The sequence below is a fragment of the Cedecea sp. AS113 genome, from assembly GCF_037152415.1.
GTDB lineage: Bacteria > Pseudomonadota > Gammaproteobacteria > Enterobacterales > Enterobacteriaceae > Cedecea.
Genome location: NZ_JBBCMI010000008.1, coordinates 224392 through 242912, shown reverse-complemented (window position 1 = coordinate 242912; position 18521 = coordinate 224392). Strand labels below are relative to the sequence as shown.

18 protein-coding genes, 1 tRNA gene and 2 rRNA genes are annotated in these 18521 nt (G+C 54.2%); 5 read left to right on the top strand and 16 right to left on the bottom strand.

Going from position 1 to position 18521, the window contains the following annotated elements; translation table 11 throughout:
- Nucleotide 1 precedes the first annotated feature (1 nt).
- The 3 genes from rrf (WFN87_RS12370) to rrf (WFN87_RS12360) all read left to right on the top strand — a co-directional run bounded on the left by rrf (WFN87_RS12370) (nt 2) and on the right by rrf (WFN87_RS12360) (nt 361).
- A 5S ribosomal RNA gene (gene rrf, locus WFN87_RS12370) occupies nt 2-117 on the top strand.
- Nucleotides 118-131: 14 nt separating this feature from the next.
- A tRNA-Thr gene (locus WFN87_RS12365) sits at nt 132-207 on the top strand.
- A 38-nt stretch (nt 208-245) separates the two neighbouring features.
- Nucleotides 246-361 (top strand): 5S ribosomal RNA (rrf, locus tag WFN87_RS12360).
- 99 nt (nt 362-460) lie between these two features.
- Here the strand turns inward: rrf (WFN87_RS12360) and WFN87_RS12355 are convergent.
- The 16 genes from WFN87_RS12355 to acuI all read right to left on the bottom strand — a co-directional run bounded on the left by WFN87_RS12355 (nt 461) and on the right by acuI (nt 15018).
- Entirely contained in the window at nt 461-1219 is a 759-nt protein-coding gene (locus WFN87_RS12355; protein WP_039298264.1) for an amino acid ABC transporter ATP-binding protein, read from the bottom strand.
- Between the two features lie 8 nt (nt 1220-1227).
- Nucleotides 1228-2331 (bottom strand): amino acid ABC transporter permease, encoded by a 1104-nt coding sequence (locus tag WFN87_RS12350; RefSeq protein WP_336982887.1) that lies wholly within the window; start codon nt 2329-2331, stop codon nt 1228-1230.
- A 9-nt stretch (nt 2332-2340) separates the two neighbouring features.
- Nucleotides 2341-3522: an amino acid ABC transporter permease gene (locus WFN87_RS12345; RefSeq protein ID WP_336818798.1), complete on the bottom strand. Its 1182-nt coding sequence runs from the start codon at nt 3520-3522 to the stop codon at nt 2341-2343.
- Nucleotides 3523-3593: 71 nt separating this feature from the next.
- A complete protein-coding gene (locus tag WFN87_RS12340) occupies nt 3594-4619 on the bottom strand; it encodes an amino acid ABC transporter substrate-binding protein (RefSeq protein WP_008454925.1) in 1026 nt (341 codons plus the stop codon).
- A 297-nt stretch (nt 4620-4916) separates the two neighbouring features.
- Nucleotides 4917-5138 (bottom strand): hypothetical protein, encoded by a 222-nt coding sequence (locus tag WFN87_RS12335; RefSeq protein ID WP_039288243.1) that lies wholly within the window; start codon nt 5136-5138, stop codon nt 4917-4919.
- A 291-nt stretch (nt 5139-5429) separates the two neighbouring features.
- Nucleotides 5430-5726, bottom strand: coding sequence for a DNA-binding transcriptional regulator Fis (gene fis, locus WFN87_RS12330; RefSeq protein ID WP_000462905.1), 297 nt, complete (start codon nt 5724-5726; stop codon nt 5430-5432).
- 23 nt (nt 5727-5749) lie between these two features.
- A complete protein-coding gene (gene dusB / locus WFN87_RS12325) occupies nt 5750-6715 on the bottom strand; it encodes a tRNA dihydrouridine synthase DusB (protein ID WP_008454922.1) in 966 nt (321 codons plus the stop codon).
- A 371-nt stretch (nt 6716-7086) separates the two neighbouring features.
- Nucleotides 7087-7971, bottom strand: coding sequence for a 50S ribosomal protein L11 methyltransferase (prmA, locus tag WFN87_RS12320; RefSeq protein ID WP_336982888.1), 885 nt, complete (start codon nt 7969-7971; stop codon nt 7087-7089).
- A gap of 11 nt (nt 7972-7982) precedes the next feature.
- Nucleotides 7983-9437: a sodium/pantothenate symporter gene (gene panF / locus WFN87_RS12315; RefSeq protein ID WP_166994979.1), complete on the bottom strand. Its 1455-nt coding sequence runs from the start codon at nt 9435-9437 to the stop codon at nt 7983-7985.
- Entirely contained in the window at nt 9427-9669 is a 243-nt protein-coding gene (locus tag WFN87_RS12310) for a YhdT family protein (protein ID WP_008454917.1), read from the bottom strand. The genes panF and WFN87_RS12310 overlap by 11 nt, the downstream gene beginning before the upstream one ends.
- A gap of 113 nt (nt 9670-9782) precedes the next feature.
- Nucleotides 9783-11129, bottom strand: coding sequence for an acetyl-CoA carboxylase biotin carboxylase subunit (gene accC, locus WFN87_RS12305; RefSeq protein WP_008454915.1), 1347 nt, complete (start codon nt 11127-11129; stop codon nt 9783-9785).
- Nucleotides 11130-11139: 10 nt separating this feature from the next.
- Complete coding sequence (gene accB, locus WFN87_RS12300; RefSeq protein WP_008454913.1) at nt 11140-11619, bottom strand: acetyl-CoA carboxylase biotin carboxyl carrier protein; 480 nt, start codon at nt 11617-11619, stop codon at nt 11140-11142.
- A 22-nt stretch (nt 11620-11641) separates the two neighbouring features.
- Nucleotides 11642-12094, bottom strand: coding sequence for a type II 3-dehydroquinate dehydratase (gene aroQ, locus WFN87_RS12295; protein ID WP_008454912.1), 453 nt, complete (start codon nt 12092-12094; stop codon nt 11642-11644).
- A gap of 231 nt (nt 12095-12325) precedes the next feature.
- Entirely contained in the window at nt 12326-12925 is a 600-nt protein-coding gene (gene msrQ / locus WFN87_RS12290; RefSeq protein WP_336982889.1) for a protein-methionine-sulfoxide reductase heme-binding subunit MsrQ, read from the bottom strand.
- Nucleotides 12926-13930 (bottom strand): protein-methionine-sulfoxide reductase catalytic subunit MsrP, encoded by a 1005-nt coding sequence (gene msrP, locus WFN87_RS12285; RefSeq protein ID WP_166994984.1) that lies wholly within the window; start codon nt 13928-13930, stop codon nt 12926-12928.
- A 113-nt stretch (nt 13931-14043) separates the two neighbouring features.
- Nucleotides 14044-15018, bottom strand: coding sequence for an acrylyl-CoA reductase (NADPH) (gene acuI / locus WFN87_RS12280; RefSeq protein WP_336982890.1), 975 nt, complete (start codon nt 15016-15018; stop codon nt 14044-14046).
- A 207-nt stretch (nt 15019-15225) separates the two neighbouring features.
- On the opposite strand from acuI, the gene csrD reads away from it, so the two are divergent.
- Both csrD and mreB read left to right on the top strand, forming a co-directional pair.
- Entirely contained in the window at nt 15226-17166 is a 1941-nt protein-coding gene (csrD, locus tag WFN87_RS12275) for an RNase E specificity factor CsrD (protein ID WP_336982891.1), read from the top strand.
- A 306-nt stretch (nt 17167-17472) separates the two neighbouring features.
- Complete coding sequence (gene mreB / locus WFN87_RS12270) at nt 17473-18516, top strand: rod shape-determining protein MreB (RefSeq protein WP_000913396.1); 1044 nt, start codon at nt 17473-17475, stop codon at nt 18514-18516.
- Nucleotides 18517-18521 lie beyond the last annotated feature (5 nt).

The following is an 18521-nucleotide window of genomic DNA, read 5'->3' as shown; positions in this document are numbered from 1 at the left end:
GCCTGGCGGCCGTAGCGCGGTGGTCCCACCTGACCCCATGCCGAACTCAGAAGTGAAACGCCGTAGCGCCGATGGTAGTGTGGGGTCTCCCCATGCGAGAGTAGGGAACTGCCAGGCATCAAATTAAGCGTGCTGATATGGCTCAGTTGGTAGAGCGCACCCTTGGTAAGGGTGAGGTCCCCAGTTCGACTCTGGGTATCAGCACCACTTTTTAGGTTAAAGTTCGGCACGTAGAAAAGAATTTGCCTGACGGCCGTAGCGCGGTGGTCCCACCTGACCCCATGCCGAACTCAGAAGTGAAACGCCGTAGCGCCGATGGTAGTGTGGGGTCTCCCCATGCGAGAGTAGGGAACTGTCAGGCATCAAATAAAGCATTAACCCCGACCGAAAGGCCGGGGTTTTTTGCTTTCAGAGATGTGCAAAACAGCATAAAAAAGGCCGCGTCCGCGGCCTTTGTCGTTTAATGGATAACCTGAGACAAGAAAGCTCGCGTTCTTTCCGATTTCGGATGGGCAAAAAACTCTTCAGGCGGTGCCTGCTCTACGATCTCTCCACGGTCCATAAAGATAACCCTGTCGGCAACGGTACGCGCAAACCCCATTTCGTGAGTCACGCACAGCATCGTCATCCCGGATTCGGCCAGGCCAATCATGGTATCCAGCACTTCCTTCACCATTTCCGGGTCAAGTGCAGACGTCGGTTCATCGAAGAGCATGATTTTAGGCTTCATGCATAGCGAGCGAGCAATGGCCACACGCTGCTGCTGGCCACCGGATATTTGCCCCGGGAATTTATGCGCATGTTCAGCGATTCGCACTCGTTCGAGATAATGCATCGCCAGCGCTTCCGCTTCTTTCTTCGGCATCTTACGCACCCAAATCGGAGCCAGGGTGCAGTTCTGCAAGACCGTTAAATGCGGGAACAGGTTAAAGTGCTGAAAGACCATGCCGACTTCGGTACGGACTTTTTCTATATTGCGGAGATCGTCATTCAACTCTGTGCCGTCAACGACAATACGCCCCTGCTGATGCTCTTCAAGATGGTTAATACAGCGAATAGTCGTTGATTTCCCGGAGCCCGATGGCCCACACAGCACGATACGCTCACCCTGCTTCACATTGAGATTTATATCTTTTAAAACATGGAATTGCCCGTACCATTTGTTCACATTTTCCAACGTGATCATCGTGTCGGCAGCCTGCAGTGTCATTTTACTCATCATAATCCTTAGTGCGGCGTGCGGCCGGTGTGGAAGCGCTTCTCCAGATGCTGGCTGTAGCGCGACATACTGAAACAGAAAATCCAATAGACGATAGCGGCAAAGACATAGCCTTCTGTCGACATCCCCAGCCAGGCCGGATCGACAGTGGCTTGCTGTACGCTACTAAACAGATCGAACAGGCCGATGATGATCACCAGACTGGTGTCTTTAAACAGCGCAATAATCGTGTTCACCAGACCCGGGATCACCAACTTCAGGGCCTGAGGTAAAATCACCAGCCCTTGCATTCTCCAGTAACCTAGCGCCAATGACTCTGCTGCCTCATATTGCCCTTTGGGCAGAGCCTGCAGCCCGCCACGAACCACCTCGGCCACATAGGCTGACTGGAATAAAATCACCCCGACCAATGCCCGAATCAGTTTATCGATGGTGGTGCCTTCCGGTAGAAACAGCGGCAGCATCACGGAAGACATGAACAGCACCGTGATCAGCGGTACACCTCGCCAAAATTCGATAAACATTATTGAAAGGATTCTCACAACCGGCATGCGCGATCGTCTGCCCAGTGCCAGCACAATACCCAGCGGCAGGGCGCCTGCGATGCCGACGGAAGCAATGATTAGCGTGAGGGTTAATCCGCCCCAAAGACGAGTCTCCACGCGGTCCAGCCCCAGGAATCCACCGTACATCAAGAGCCAAACGAGGAGCGGATAGGTCACGGCCCAGGCGGCGATATAGCGACCACGGTGAGGAAGCGACTTCCAGAACATTGCGGCTACGGAAAGTAACCCAATGATCAGTGCAAGGTTGATGCGCCAGCGCAATTCGTGAGGATAAAGTCCATACATAAACTGCCCGAAGCGGTCGTGGATAAAGACCCAACACGCCCCTCCCTGAGTACAGTCGGCTCTTGTCTCACCTACCCAATTCGCCTGGAAAACCGCCCAGTTCAGAAGCGGAGGGATAAGCGTCCACATCAGCCCGAGACAAAGCAGTGTGAGCAGAGTATTCAGCCAGCTGGAGAAGAGATTTTTACGCATCCAGCGCCAGATTCGTTCCAGGTGGTTAGCTGCCTGGCGGGCGTCGTGCGCCGTTAAAACTTTAGTCATCGATATTCCTTAACGCTCGACGAGGGCGATACGGCGGTTATAGACGTTCATCAGCAGCGAAATAACCAGGCTGATAAGCAAATAAACGGACATCGTGATAGCGATGGTTTCGATAGCCTGGCCCGTTTGGTTAAGCACGCTGCCGGCAAACAAAGACACCATATCCGGATAACCAATGGCTGCTGCCAGGGAAGAGTTTTTGACGATGTTCAAGTACTGGCTGGTCAACGGCGGAATGATGACTCTCAGCGCCTGGGGCACAATCACCTGGCGAAGCGTCACCTGCTTAGGCAGACCCAGGGACAAAGCCGCCTCATGCTGGCCAAAGGGGACGGACTGAATACCTGAGCGAATGATTTCCGCGATAAAGACCGAGGTGTAAACCGACAGCGCCAGCGTTAAAGCCGCCAGTTCAGGGATAAGTACAATCCCACCGCTGAAGTTGAAACCGTGCAGAGCTGGAATATCCCAGTGAAGGGCTGCCCCGAAGATCAAATGCGCCAGCAGCGGAAGCACAACGATCAACGCGATCGTCACGGGCCAGGTGCGACGAATCTGCCCGGTTCTCATTTGGTGCATTTTGTTATAGCGGTACAGGCCCGCAGAAACGATCAGTGCGCACAGAATGGCAACCGCAAATGCCAGCAGACCTTCCCCCATAATCGGAGCCGGAAGAGACAGCCCGCGATTGCTCAGGTACATCAGGCCAAAGGCATCCAGAGCCTGGCGTGGGCCCGGCAGATTACGCAGCACGGCAAAGTACCAGAAGAAAATTTGCAGCAGCGGGGGGATGTTGCGAAACGTCTCTATATAAAAGGTAGAGAGTTTACGCACCAGCCAGTTATCAGAGAGGCGTGCCAGGCCCACAAAGAAGCCGATAAATGTCGCGAATACAATACAGAGAACAGACACCAGCAGGGTATTCAGCAGCCCAACAACAAAGACTTTGCCGTAGGTATCTCCCTGATCGTAGTCGATCAGATGCTGGACAATGCCAAACCCGGCGGCGCGATCGAGAAAGGCAAAACCGGAGGTAATACCGCGGCTGTCCAGGTTGGTAATGGTGTTGTGAATCAAATAAACCGCCACGCCAATAACCAAGGCGATGGCGATGATTTGATACAGCCAGGCGCGAACCGAGGGGTTAGAAAAAGATAAGTCGGCCTTCACGGCTGGGCGGTGATGACGCATAAGCAAACCTCAGTAACAGGAACATAAATCTGGGGCACCGCAATGGGCAGTGCCCTGTTCTGGTATGTCGCTTAGCGAACTGGTGGGGCGTACTGAATCCCACCGTTGTTCCACAGGTTGTTCTGGCCGCGTTTGATTTTCAGCGGGCTTTGGGCACCGACGTTACTCTCGAAAATCTCAGCGTAGTTACCGACCTGCTTCACGATGTTGTAGGCCCACTTGTTGTCCAGCTTCAGGTCTTTGCCGAAATCACCCTCTTTCCCTAACAGGTGCGCCATATCCGGCGTGGTCGGGTTGGCGGCCATCTGGTCGACGTTTTTAGAATTAATGCCCATCTCTTCGGCATTCAGCATGGCGAACAGCGTCCAGCGCACGATGGAGAACCAGTCATCGTCCCCGCGGCGTACAACGGGTCCCAGGGGTTCTTTAGAGATGACTTCTGGCAGCACAAGCCATTCTGCCGGATTGCTGAGCTTGATGCGCAGGGCGTACAGCTGAGACTGATCTGAGGCCAGAGTATCGCAGCGCCCGGACTCCAGCGCTTTGGCCGACTCGTCTGAACGGTCAAAGGTGACCGGCGTGTACTTCATCTTATTGGCTTTGAAGTAGTCGGCGACGTTCAGCTCGGTGTCGGTTCCGGCCTGAATACAAACCGTGGCACCGTCGAGCTCTTTCGCGCTTTTGAGGCCGGCTTTATTGTGGGTCAGGAAGCCGATACCGTCATAGTAAGTGACGCCGGTGAACACCATCCCCATGCCCGCGTCGCGGGAAGAAGTCCAGGTGGTGTTACGGGAAAGAATATCTACCTCGCCGGACTGCAGCGCCGTAAAGCGCTCTTTTGCTGTCAGAGGCGTGTATTTGACTTTAGAAGCATCGCCGAAGACTGCCGCCGCCACGCCACGGCAAACATCCACATCGATACCGGTAAACTTGCCGCTGCCGTCAGCGTAAGAAAAGCCCGGCAGACCATCGCTGATTCCACATTGCACGAAGCCTTTCTTTTTGACGGCATCCAGCGTGGTGCCTGCATGAGCCTGATTAGCCATCGCAAACAGCGTGCCGGTAGCGACCAGAGTGGCGATCATCATCTTCTTCATAAATGCATCCTGAGTGGCAAAATTATCATTATTGGCGAAATGGCATCCGGGAGGTGCCAGATCCGTATTCGTGGCAAATGCCCGAGTCATAGTCTTTAAAGCAAAGGGGATGCCAGGTTTTTGCGGGGGCGTCTTATGAAGAAGAAGGCAGGTAGCCATGAAGGTATGGGCAAGAAAATGCGCCGAAATAGTGCAGGCCTGCAACTAACGGCGCATTTCAGAGCAAAATGATTCAGGTGTTGCAGGAAGAAGAAACAAAAAAGCGCGAGAGCCTCGCGCTTTGGTCGAGGGGAGAACTTATTTGGTGAGTGCCACGATACCCAGGGCTACGCCTGCCACGGCAGCGGTACCGGCGGCAATCGCGCCAGCGGTTTCCCAGTTATCCTGAGTGGTGCCTTTCATACAGGTATTGGTGTGCACCAGGCGCCCCTGGTCATCATAGACCGGTACGCAAGGGGAATCGGTCGCACAGCCAGCCAGAAAAGTAGTGAGCAACGCGACAGCGATGAATTTAGTCATTTTGAACCTCGGTTTTACCAAACGCCGGAACAGGGATTGCTCTCGTAGGTGCCCATAAAGGTACGAAGCTTTCACGGATGCTGCACCGGTGTGAATGTGGCTATTTTACCACTGCGACTCAGACCACAGGATCGGGGAATAATTGCAAAGCGTGTGAAGTGTAAACAAAGTGAAGGAAAGGGCGATGCAGCGATGAATGATGAGGAAAAACGTCAGATTCGGGGTGTAGAAAAGAGAAAAGGCGCTTTCCCATGCCGAGTCGCGCCTTTTCACAACACTAACTGATTAGTATCAGTTCATGCCGTATTTTTTCAGTTTCTTACGCAGCGTACCGCGGTTGATACCCATCATCAGGGCTGCGCGGGTCTGGTTGCCGCGGGTGTATTGCATCACCATGTCCAACAGTGGCTGTTCAACTTCAGCCAGTACCAGCTCATACAGGTCATTCACATCCTGACCATTCAGTTGAGCAAAATAGTTCTTCAGTGCCTGTTTAACCGAGTCACGCAGGGGCTTTTGAGTTACCTGATCCTGAGAGTTAACGGTGGAAACGGTCAGTACGTCAGAATTTACGCGTTGTTCGAACATAGTTCTGTCAGCTCTTTATTTCATTACGCAAGATTTTCGAAGTATGCCTCCAACGCCTCCAGCTGTTCGCTGGTATCCTCAATGGCGTTGAATGTGCGCCGAAACTGGTCATCTGGAGCGTGCTCCTGGAGATACCAGGAGACGTGTTTACGAGCTATTCGGTAACCTTTTACATCGCCATAAAAGCTATGCAGTTCCCGAACGTGCGAGCAAAGTAAGCGCTTCACCTCTGCCAGAGGCAAGGGGGGCAGCAGCTCTCCAGTGTCCAGATAATGCTGGATTTCCCGAAAGATCCAGGGTCTTCCCTGAGCCGCACGGCCTATCATCAGGGCATCAGCCCCCGTATAGTCAAGTACAGCTCTGGCTTTAAGCGGGTCAGTAATGTCACCATTCGCGATAATCGGAATGGAAACTTTCTGCTTAACTGCCCGAATGCTGTCGTATTCAGCATCGCCCTGGAATAAACAGGCGCGTGTGCGTCCATGAATTGTCAGAGCCTGAATCCCACAGTCTTCAGCCAGTTGGGCAATCTCTACACAGTTACGGTGCGCGGGCTCCCAGCCGGTACGAATTTTCAACGTCACAGGAACATCCACTGCCTTCACTACCGTCGTCACGATGTCCTTTACCAGACTCGGGTACTGTAGAAGCGCTGAACCTGCCAGCTTACGATTCACCTTTTTTGCCGGACAACCCATATTGATATCAATAATCTGGGCGCCATTAGCCACGTTAATTCGCGCGGCTTCTGCCATCTCTTCCGGTACGCTGCCGGCAATCTGCACGGTGCGAATACCCGGTTCATCCACATGAACCATGCGTAAACGGGACTTATCGCTCGCCCAAACTTCTGGGTTAGAGGACATCATCTCGGAAACGGTTAACCCGGCTCCCATCTCGTAGCACAGCGTCCTGAATGGTCTGTCAGTGATGCCAGCCATAGGTGCTGCGATCAGGCGATTTCTGAGCTGGTGGTGTCCGATGCGCATGAGTTAAGAAATGACCATACTGTGCCTGCAAGGCGGCGTATATTACGCATTTTTCACACGAGATGAAAGGCCAAACTTTGAACAATCCTCTGTCACAGATCAATGAAGCGGCAACAAATGCGGCCAGAATACGTAATTCATTCAATTAATCAGATGGTTAGGATTTTTCGTTTATTTCATGCTGTTTTAAATTTTCCTGAAAGTTAGCAGAAATATGCTGTCCAACAGGCTATTTTTACCAGATAAACCGCTGTTTTTGTGGTCAGTTTTGGGGTTTTTATGCGAACAAGCTCTCATTTTTACATGTGGCTTGTTCACTAAAACTGGCTGAAAACGGCACACGGCGCGATGTCCGTATGCCGTTATTTTGATCAGCCGTGCTTGCGGCCGGTGATACGGCACCACTCTTCTTTTTCCGCAACCGGGTCAAGCGTGAACTTATCGACATAAGCTTCACACACCCCTTCGGCTTGGCTTGCCAGAACGCCGGAAAGGCCAAGTAAACCGCCCTCAACAGGCAGCACGCTGATTAACGGCGCTAACTCACGCAAAGGGCCTGCCAGGATGTTAGCGACCACCACGTCGGCGCTCATGACTTCTGGCTGCTCTTTCGGCAGGTAAAGCTCAAGCCGGTCAGAAACACCGTTACGCTCAGCGTTATCGCGGCTCGCCTGAATTGCCTGCGGATCGATATCGATGCCGATAGCTTTTGCGGCCCCCAGTTTAAGAGCGGCAATCGCCAGGATCCCGGAGCCGCAACCAAAGTCGATCACAGTTTTGCCCGCCAGGTCCAGGCCGTCGAGCCATTCGAGGCACAGCGAGGTGGTTGGATGGGTTCCGGTGCCAAACGCCAGACCCGGGTCGAGCATCACGTTCACGGCAGTTGCATCCGGCACATCGCGCCAGCTTGGGCAGATCCACAGGCGGTTGCCGAAGCGCATTGGGTGGAAGTTGTCCATCCATTCGCGCTCCCAGTCTTTATCTTCCAGCTGTTCCACTTTGTGGTGGAAACCCTGGCCTAACAAAGGGCAGTGCTCGAGGATAGCGACAACTTCTTCCATGTCGGTTTCCGCGTCATACAGGCCGATAACGTCGGTATCGCCCCAAAGGCGAGTTTCACCCGGCAGCGGTTCAAAGACCGGCGTATCGTGGGTGTCCTGGAAGGTGACGGAAACCGCCCCGCTTTCAATCAGCGCATCGCCTAAGCTTTCAGCGTTGCCGCCGGTGGTGTTAATTTTCAGTTGGATCCATGGCATGGCGAAACTCTTTATTTATCAGTAGTGGAAACAAGAAGGGGCTCCGGAACGGCACGACCAAAACGGTTACCTATCAGGAACGCCAGCAAGCTGAACAGGAGCGAAGGCACAATCGGGTGGAAGCCCAGAAGCTGCAGGCCAAAACTGGCGAGCACCGCGTATAGTCCGCCGCCGACAATCATGCCGCTCAGCGCGCCTGCTGCGTTCGCTTTCTCCCAATAGAGGCCCAGCACCAGCGGCCACAGGAAAACGGCCTCAAGGCCCCCGAAGGCCAGCAGATTAAGCCAGATAATCATCTCAGGTGGTCGCCAGGCGGCCAGCATCATCAGAATGCCCAGCACCAGCGTAGTGGTGGTGGAAATGCGCTTCAGGCGGCGCTCCTGATGAATTTTAGTCGGACTTGCGCTAAGCCACAGGTCTTTCACGATCGTCGCGGAGGCCTGCAGCAAGTGGGCGTTCACGTTGGACATAATGGCGGCCATTGGCGCGGCCAGGAATAACCCAGCGGCCCAGGGCGGCAGAACCTGCATCATCAGCGTAGGGATAACCAGATCCGGCACCGTCAGGCCCGGGAGTACCGCTCTGCCCAGCGCGCCAGCAAGGTGCATACCCAGCATCAGGATTGCGACCACAATGGTGCCTATGATGATGCCGCGGTGCACGGCTTTGCTGTCTTTATAAGAGATACAGCGTACCGCCGTGTGGGGCAGGCCGATCACGCCAAAACAGACCAGTACCCAGAAGGAAGCCATAAACGTTGGCGTCAGAATGTCACCCGCGCCCTGAGGGCTGACGAGTTTCGGATCGATGTGTTCTAACGTTTGTACCGCGTTGCCCAGCCCGCCAGCGGCATGAACCACGCCGACCAGCAGCACGATGGTGCCTATGAGCATTACCATGCCCTGCATGGTGTCGTTGAGCACGCTGGCGCGGAAGCCGCCGAAGGACGTATAGAGCGCGATGGTGATCCCGAAAATCAGCAGGCCAGTTTCATACTTTATCCCTGCGGCGGTTTCCAGCAGACGCGCGCCACCGATGAACTGGACGGCAATCGCGCCAACAAACGCGACCAACAGGCTAATGCTGGCAATCCAGACGACGGCCCGATTCTGGTAGCGAGCCTGGAGCATGTCATTCAGCGTGATGGCGTTATAGCGGCGTGCCAGGATAGCGAATTTCTTCCCGAGGATCCCCAGAGAAAGCCAGATCGTTGGGATCTGAATCATGGCCAGCAGCACCCAACCCAGACCGAACTTATAGGCTGCACCCGGGCCGCCGATAAACGAACTGGCGCTGATGTAGGTGGTGGTGAGCGTCATGGCCAGGACGAAGCCGCCCATCGAACGGCTGCCGAGGAAATATTCACTCAGAAAGGTGCCGGATGTGCGCTGGCGCATGGCATAAACGGAAAGACCAAAGACCGCGATCAGGTAGATAACCAGCACGGCAATCACTTCATTTTGCATGGTCATCCCCCAGAGGAATGTCGCGGAATAAGTATTTCACCATCAGCCAGCAAAGCAGGATAAACAGTAGCGGCACCAGCAGGCAGGCCATCTCGAACCAGTGCGGCAAGCCGGTGATCCCCTGTGTATTGTCAGGTAAGTAAGCAGCCACTAACCATGCGGCAAGATAGAGCAAGGTCAGCCAGAGCGCCCAGCGCGCTTCTTTATGGGCCTGAACAAAACGGTTGTCCATTTTTGTCCCTTGAGTTCGCAGAAAGCGGGGATTGTAACGCATCCATCCTGTCGGAGGATAAAAAAAGAAAAAGGCCGGAAATCCGGCCTTTTGTCGACATGTTCAACGGAAACTTAGTGCTGAAGACCGAGTTTCTTCTCCAGATAGTGGATGTTGGTTCCACCGTGCTGGAAGTTTTCGTCGTTCATGATTTTGGTCTGCAGATCGATATTGGTTTTGATGCCATCGATAATCAGTTCTGCCAGGGCGTTTTTCATGCGGGCAATAGCCACTTCACGCGTTTCGCCGTAGCAGATGAGCTTCCCAATCATTGAATCGTAGTACGGCGGTACTGTGTAACCGGCGTAGATATGCGATTCCCAACGCACGCCAAAACCACCAGGCGCGTGGAAGCGCGTGATTTTGCCCGGGCTTGGCAGGAAGGTGTTCGGGTCTTCGGCGTTGATACGGCATTCCACCGCGTGGCCGGTAACGTGAACGTCTTCCTGTTTGATGGACAGCGGCTGACCGGCTGCGATACGCAGCTGCTCTTTGATCAGGTCAACGCCGGTGATCATTTCGGTAACCGGGTGTTCTACCTGAATACGGGTGTTCATTTCGATGAAATAGAACTCGCCGTTTTCGAACAGGAACTCAAAGGTACCTGCGCCGCGATAGTTAATGTCGATACAGGCTTTGGCGCAGCGGTCGCCGATGAATTTACGCAGCTCAGGCGTGATGCCCGGGGCAGGTGCTTCTTCAACGACTTTCTGGTGGCGGCGCTGCATGGAGCAGTCACGTTCAGCCAGATAGATAGCGTGCCCTTGGCCGTCGGCCAGAACCTGAATCTCGATATGGCGTGGGTTCTCGAGGTATTTCTCCATGTAAACCATGTCGTTGTTGAAAGCTGCTTTGGCTTCCGCACGGGTCATGTTGATGGATTGCTCGAGCTCCGCGTCGCTGCGCACTACGCGCATACCACGACCGCCGCCGCCGCCGGAGGCTTTGATAATCACCGGGTAGCCGATGCGTTTTGCATGGGCACGGTTTTTATCCATGTCGCCGTCCAGTGGGCCGTCAGAACCTGGTACCGTCGGTACGCCCGCTTTTTTCATCGCGGTGATCGCGGAAACTTTGTCGCCCATCAGGCGGATAGTTTCAGCTTTCGGGCCGATGAAGATAAAGCCGGAACGCTCAACCTGCTCGGCAAAGTTGGCGTTTTCTGACAGGAAGCCGTAACCCGGGTGAATCGCTACCGCGCCGGTGATTTCCGCCGCAGAGATGATTGCCGGGATGTTCAGGTAGCTTTTTACGGACGGAGCCGGGCCGATACAGACCGTCTCATCCGCCAGTAATACGTGTTTCAGATCGCGGTCCGCGCTTGAGTGCACAGCGACAGTCTTGATGCCCAGTTCTTTACAGGCACGAAGAATACGCAGTGCAATCTCGCCGCGGTTGGCGATGACAATTTTATCCAGCATGTTCGCCTCGTTACTCGATGACGACCAGCGGCTCGTCAAATTCTACCGGCTGACCATTCTCAATCAGAATTGCTTTCACCACACCGGCTTTATCTGATTCGATCTGGTTCATCATTTTCATTGCTTCAACGATGCACAGGGTGTCGCCCACGTTAACTTTCTGGCCCACTTCCACAAACGCTTTGGCATCCGGGCTAGGGGTACGGTAGAAGGTACCGACCATTGGGGAACGTACGATGTGACCACTGACTTCAGCAGCTGCAGGGGCTTCCATTGCTGGGGTTGCGGCTGGTGCAACGGCCTGAGCCAGACCCGGCTGTGGCTGCGGCTGGTACATTGGCGCAGCGTAAGCCTGTTGCATCATTGGGAAACCAGCGTTTGCCGGGGAGCGGCTGATGCGTACAGACTCTTCGCCTTCAGAAATTTCCAGTTCAGCGATGCCTGATTCTTCAACCAGCTCGATCAGTTTTTTAATCTTACGAATATCCATGAGTGGGTTCCGTACTCTTTGTTTAGATGGATTTTGACAGGCGTTTTACCGCCGTCTGTAAAGCATATGAATAGCCGTCAGCGCCTAATCCGCAGATCACGCCGATGGCCTTATCTGATAGATAGGAATGATGGCGGAACGGTTCACGCGCGTGCACATTGCTGAGGTGAATCTCGATAAACGGGATATCCACCGCCAGTAACGCATCGCGCAGCGCGACGCTGGTATGCGTGAACGCGGCCGGATTAATCAGGATAAAGTCGACAGTGTCTTTGGCCTGATGAATTCGGTCAATCAACGCATATTCGGCGTTAGATTGCAGGTGACTGAGCGTCACGCCAAGGCTGGTTGCCTCCGCCTCAAGCGTGTTAACAATTTCTGCTAACGTCTGGTGGCCGTACTTCTCCGGCTCCCGCGTGCCCAGCATGTTTAGATTAGGGCCATTCAAAAGCAAAATGTGAAATTCACCCGACATCGTGCTGCCATCTCCTGCGATTAGTAGGCAATTTACAAAATATACCTAAGTTTTCCGGTTGTCACCTTTTCGAACCGAAAATGGTCGTCAGAAAAAACCGAAGTCGCACATTATAACGATTTCGTAGCATTTGGCAGCTAAATACTGGTCTTATCAGGGAAGATGATCAACCGATATCCAGTTAAGGATACCGATCGATGTTTATTCTGCGGAGAAGCACACGCTTTTTGGCTAGCGCCACCACTGGCGAAACTTCTTGTAGCGAAGTGCAAGAAGAATGATCGCGCCCAGCGCATAAAGCAAGGGTTGAGGGGACAAAATCTTAACCGACCAGAGGAAATGAATCGGTGCGAGGATCGCGACCAGATAGACGAAGTTATGCAATTTCTGCCAGCGGGCACCCAAAAAACGCTGCGCTCGCTGGGTCGACGTCACGGCCAGGGCCAGCAGGATAATCCAGCAAATGATACCCAGCGTAAGATAAGGGCGGGAAACCAGTTCCTGGCCAAGCAGGCCAAGATTGCTGATCCCTAGCTCAAGCAGGGAATAGCTGGTGAGGTGCAGCGTCGCCCAGACGAAGCACCACACGCCCAACAGGCGGCGGGTACGAATCAATAGCGGCTGTTTAGCGTAACGCGCGAGTGGCGTGACAAGTAACGTCACCAGCAGCAGTTTGAGCGCCATTCTGCCGGTAAAATGCTGAATGTCTTTTGCCGGGTCGGCGCTAAAAAGTCCCTGGCTTGCCGCGTAAAACAGCCAGACGAAGGGCAGGAAAGCGGCCAGATGAAGCCCCACTTTCAGCCAGGTAATCTGTTTTACCGTCAGGCGCACTCAGAAGTTCTCCTTCAGGTTCAGGCCGCGATACAGCGAGGCGACCTGGTCTGCGTAGCCGTTGAACAGCAGGGTGGGCTGGCGCTTAACGTCCAGCACGCCGCCCGAGCCAATAAAGCGTTCTGAAGCCTGTGACCAGCGAGGGTGATCAACGTGCGGGTTTACGTTGGCGTAGAAACCATATTCATTCGGTGCGGCAAGGTTCCATGTCGTAGGCGGCAGCTCGCGCACCAGTTTTATGCTGACAATCGATTTAATGCCTTTAAAACCATATTTCCACGGCACCGTAAGGCGAATCGGTGCGCCGTTTTGCGGCGGCAGAGCTTTACCATAAACGCCCACGGTTAACAGCGTGAGCGGATGCATTGCTTCATCCAGCCGCAATCCTTCTACATAAGGGTATTGCAGCCCGCCCCCGATAAACCGGTCCTTTTGGCCCGGCATCTGCTCCGGGTCATAAAGCGTTTCAAAGGCAACGTATTTTGCGTTGCTGGTGGGCTCAACCATAGCGAGCAGCTTGTGAAGCGGGAAGCCAATCCAGGGGACGGCCATCGACCATGCCTCAACGCAGCGCATGCGGTAAATGCGCTCTTCCAGCGGGAAGCGCTTATAAAGGTCATCGTGATCGAGCGTCATGGGTTTAGCCACTTCGCCGCTGATTTTAATCTGCCAGGGATCGGTTTTTAGCCCGCCGGCGTTAGCGGCAGGGTCGGCCTTATCCAGGCCAAATTCATAGAAGTTGTTGTAGCCCGTGACTTTGTCTTCCGGGGTCAGGGCCAGTTTGGCCTGGTACTCTTCTGGCTTAGTGAACGTCAGCGGTTTGCCGGCAGGTGCCGGGGGGCGATCGTGACCTTTGAACCAGGACAGAATATCGGCGTTGGCTGTCTGAGGGAGTGACAGGGCGGCCGCGCTGATGCCCAGCGCTTTCAGTACCTGGCGGCGCTTCATCATAAACACGGATTCTGGCGTAACGTCGGCTTCGGTGAGCCGGGTGACCTTTTTCATGACGTTCTCCTCGTAGCGATAGCCTAAGCATGACCGAGAGAAAGCGTTCCGGCGAATATGTCACGAAAAATTGAAATTTGAGGAGCGACAGGGCGTCGCTCCTCGGGCAAGGTTTAACGCACTTTTACCAGGGTTCTGCCCTGAGCGGCGTTGTTAATGATATCGCTGGCGTACTTTGGCGCTTCTGCCAGGCCGATTTCGGTCGTTGCTTGCTGGTAGAAGGCATCCGGCAAGTCTTTCACGAGGCGTGCCCAGGCGGCCGTGCGGCGATCCGGCGGCGTCATGACGGAATCCACACCCTGCAGGCGAACATTACGCAGAATAAACGGCATGACGGTGGTTGGTAGCGCGAAGCCACCTGCTAAGCCACAGGCCGCCACGCAGCCGCCGTAGTTCATTTGCGCCAGAACTTTCGCCAGCACTTTATCGCCGACGGTATCAATGGCGCCGGCCCAGAGCTGTTTTTCCAGCGGACGGGTTTCGGCGAACTCATCGCGGCCAAGAATACGGTCGGCACCGAGGCTGCGAAGGTAATCATGCGTACTTTCGCGGCCGGATACGGCGGCCACCTTATAGCCCAGTTTGTGCAGCAGCGCGATGGCAGTGCTGCCTACGCCGCCGCTTGCGCCAGTGACGACGATTTCGCCGCTTTCTGGCGTCACACCTGCGTCTTCAAGTGCCATCACGCTGAGCATCGCGGTAAAACCGGCCGTGCCGATAATCATCGCCTTGCGCGCATCTAAACCTTCGGGCATTGCAACCAGCCAGTCACCTTTTACCCGTGCGGCTTCTGCCAGGCCACCCCAGTGGTTTTCTCCAACGCCCCAGCCGGTGAGCAGCACCGCCCGGCCCGGCTGAAAACGAGTGTCCTCACTGGTGAGCACTTTGCCAGCAAAGTCGATGCCCGGCACCATCGGGAAATTACGAATGATTTTGCCTTTGCCGGTGATGGCCAGCGCGTCTTTGTAATTCAGGCTGGAGTAATCAATCTCCACGGTGACGTTGCCTTCTGGCAACGCGTCGTGGTCGATCGTTTTTACCGCGGCCAGGGTTTGGCCTTCGGACTGTTCCAGGATTAATGCCTGCATGGGCGTTCCTCGGTCGGTAGCAATGGGAAAAAAATCTTAGCAGACTATACTCCGATACTGATGTGAAGAGCCGACCTGACGCAATAAATGCTCAGAAATTCCCGAGGGGTTTCGTTTGCCTGAGGTCGGCCTTTGCTATTTAATGCTTCCTCGTTTGGGGCCCATGATGAGTGTGGTTAATTTTCACTAACCGGAGTTAACACAGGGATGCGATTAACGACGAAACTTTCAGCCTTTATTACCCTTTTAACCGGGCTTGCGATTTTCGTTACGCTCTTTGGGTGCCTGCTAAGTTTCTATAACTCTGTTCACGACAAAACTCAGCAGCGCATTATGGCGGTTGCCACGATCGTTGATAACCAACTAGTCTCACGCTCGCCCCAGGATCTGGTGGATCACTTTAGCGAGCTGATGATACCGGTGGATATCACCGAAATTCGCCTGATGGCGGATAAAACTTACCTCTTCCAGCACGTTTTACCCGAAGGCTATCGCCCGGCAGGGACGCAATATACCTACCGCACTATTAACGTCGCGTTGATGAAGCACCCAGGTATGACGCTGCAGCTGACTTATCTCGACCCGATTGCTGTCTACTATCACGCCATGTTTACCACGACGCCATTGACTGCGGCGGTCGCTTTTATGCTGGTGGTGCTCTTCCAGGCCGGGCGCTGGCTGAGACGACAGCTTTCCGGGCAAGAACTGCTGGAAATCAGAGCCGGAAAAATCATCGGCGGGGAGCGAGGGGCAGAAGTGCGTGGTTCCGTGCATGAATGGCCGCCGCTGGTAAGCAGCGCAATGGATGCTCTACTTTCGGACCTGCAAAGCGCCAGCGAGCAGCGAAGCCGCGTGGATACCCTCATCAGGGCATTTGCCGCCCAGGACATTAAAACCGGCCTCAATAACCGTTTGTTCTTTGATAACCAACTGGCCACGCTGCTGGAAGGCCAGGAGCAAGTCGGTGCTCACGGCGTGGTGATGATGATTCGCCTGCCTGATTTCGAGCTATTAAAAGAGACCTGGGGCAACGGCCCGGTTGAAGAATACTTATTCACTTTGGTTAACCTGCTCTCGACCTTTGTGATGCGCTACCCTGGCGCGTTATTAGCCCGCTATTTCCGCAGTGATTTTGCGGTATTGCTGCCGCACCGTACGCTGAAAGAAGCGGATGGTATTGCCAGCCAACTGCTGAATTCCGTGGATGCACTGCCGTCAACCCGTATGGTTGATCGTAGCGATATGCTGCACATTGGCATTTGCGCATGGCGCAGCGGGCAAACAAAAGAGCAGGTTATGGAGCATGCGGAAATCGCGACCCGCAACGCCGCTTTCCAGGGGGCCAACAGCTGGTCCATATACGACGACAAGCTCCCGGAACAGGGTCGGGGCAACGTGAAATGGCGCACTTTGCTTGAGCAGGTCCTCAAGCAGGGCGGCCCGCGCTTTTACCAGAAACCCGCGGTTGATAAACATGGGGTGGTTCACCACCGTGAAATCATGTGCCGTATCTTCGACGGTGAGCAGGAGGTGTTGTCGGCTGAATACATGCCGATGGTCAGGCAATTTGGTTTATCCGAACAATATGATCGGCAGATCGTGTCCAGGCTGTTGCCGCTGCTAAACTTCTGGCCGGAAGAAACCCTTGCCATTCAAATTACCGTTGACTCGCTGATCCGCGCCCCATTCCAGCGCTGGCTGCGTGATTCGCTGATGCAGTGCGAAAAATCGAAGCGCGCACGGATTATTTTTGAACTTGCTGAGGCAGATGTCTGTCAACACATCAGCCGATTGCAACATGTTGTAAGGTTAATCACTGCATTAGGGGCAAGGGTTGTGATTATCCAGGCGGGATTAACGGTCGTCAGCACAACTTATATAAAAGAGCTGGATGTGGAGTTAATCAAGCTGCATCCGGGTCTGGTCAGAAACATCGGCAAGCGTACCGAAAACCAGCTTTTTGTGAAGAGCCTGGTTGAAGCCTGTAACGGGACGCGAATCCATGTTTTTGCCACAGGAGTGAGGACCCGCGGCGAGTGGCAGACGCTGATTGATAACGGGGTTGCGGGGGCGCAGGGCGATTTTATCGCCGCATCTCAGCCGCTTGACAGTAATGTGAAAAAATATTCACAAAGATACTCGGTTTAACCTGCCGTTTGCCATTATTTCACGTAGAATAACGCGCGCTGCATCTCAAGGGGGCTAGTCAGCCTGCCAGCCAGATTGTCGCAGCCGTTATGAACCGGTTTGCTGCTGTTAGCTGTTCGTTTATTCTACCGCGTTTGCCGCATTTCTGAACGCCATGTAGGAAGACGTTTCAAAAGTGTTACAGCCGTAGTGAACTGCACTATTTTTCACCGTTGCAGAACATTTTTGCGCCTTGTCGCTGTAGCGTGTGGTTGGTAAAGTAAGCGGATTTTGTATCCGCCCCAGCTTTCAGGATTATCCCTTAGTATGTTGAAAAAATTTCGTGGCATGTTTTCCAATGACCTGTCCATTGACCTGGGTACTGCGAATACCCTGATTTATGTGAAAGGACAAGGCATCGTACTGAATGAGCCCTCCGTTGTGGCCATTCGCCAGGACCGCGCCGGCTCGCCAAAAAGCGTTGCGGCCGTAGGCCATGATGCTAAACAGATGCTGGGCCGTACCCCGGGCAACATCGCGGCTATTCGTCCGATGAAAGACGGCGTTATCGCTGACTTCTTCGTGACTGAGAAAATGCTGCAGCACTTTATCAAACAGGTTCACAGCAACAGTTTCATGCGCCCAAGCCCGCGCGTGCTGGTGTGTGTGCCGGTAGGTGCTACCCAGGTTGAACGCCGTGCTATTCGTGAATCCGCACAGGGTGCAGGCGCACGTGAAGTGTTCCTGATTGAAGAACCTATGGCTGCGGCAATTGGCGCAGGCTTGCCGGTATCTGAAGCAACCGGCTCCATGGTTGTGGATATCGGTGGCGGTACCACCGAAGTGGCCGTTATCTCCCTGAACGGTGTGGTTTACTCCTCTTCCGTACGTATCGGCGGTGACCGCTTCGATGAAGCTATCATTAACTATGTGCGCCGTAACTACGGTTCACTGATTGGTGAAGCGACCGCGGAACGTATCAAACACGAAATCGGTTCTGCCTACCCGGGCGATGAAGTGCGTGAGATCGAAGTTCGCGGCCGTAACCTGGCTGAAGGTGTGCCACGCGGCTTCACCCTGAACTCTAACGAAATCCTCGAAGCATTGCAGGAGCCACTGACCGGTATTGTTAGCGCGGTGATGGTTGCGTTGGAACAGTGCCCGCCAGAGCTGGCATCCGATATCTCCGAGCGCGGTATGGTTCTGACCGGCGGTGGCGCATTGCTGCGTAACCTCGATCGCCTGCTGATGGAAGAGACGGGTATCCCGGTAGTAGTTGCAGAAGATCCACTGACCTGTGTTGCCCGCGGCGGCGGCAAGGCACTGGAAATGATCGACATGCACGGCGGCGACTTGTTTAGCGAAGAGTAACAGCC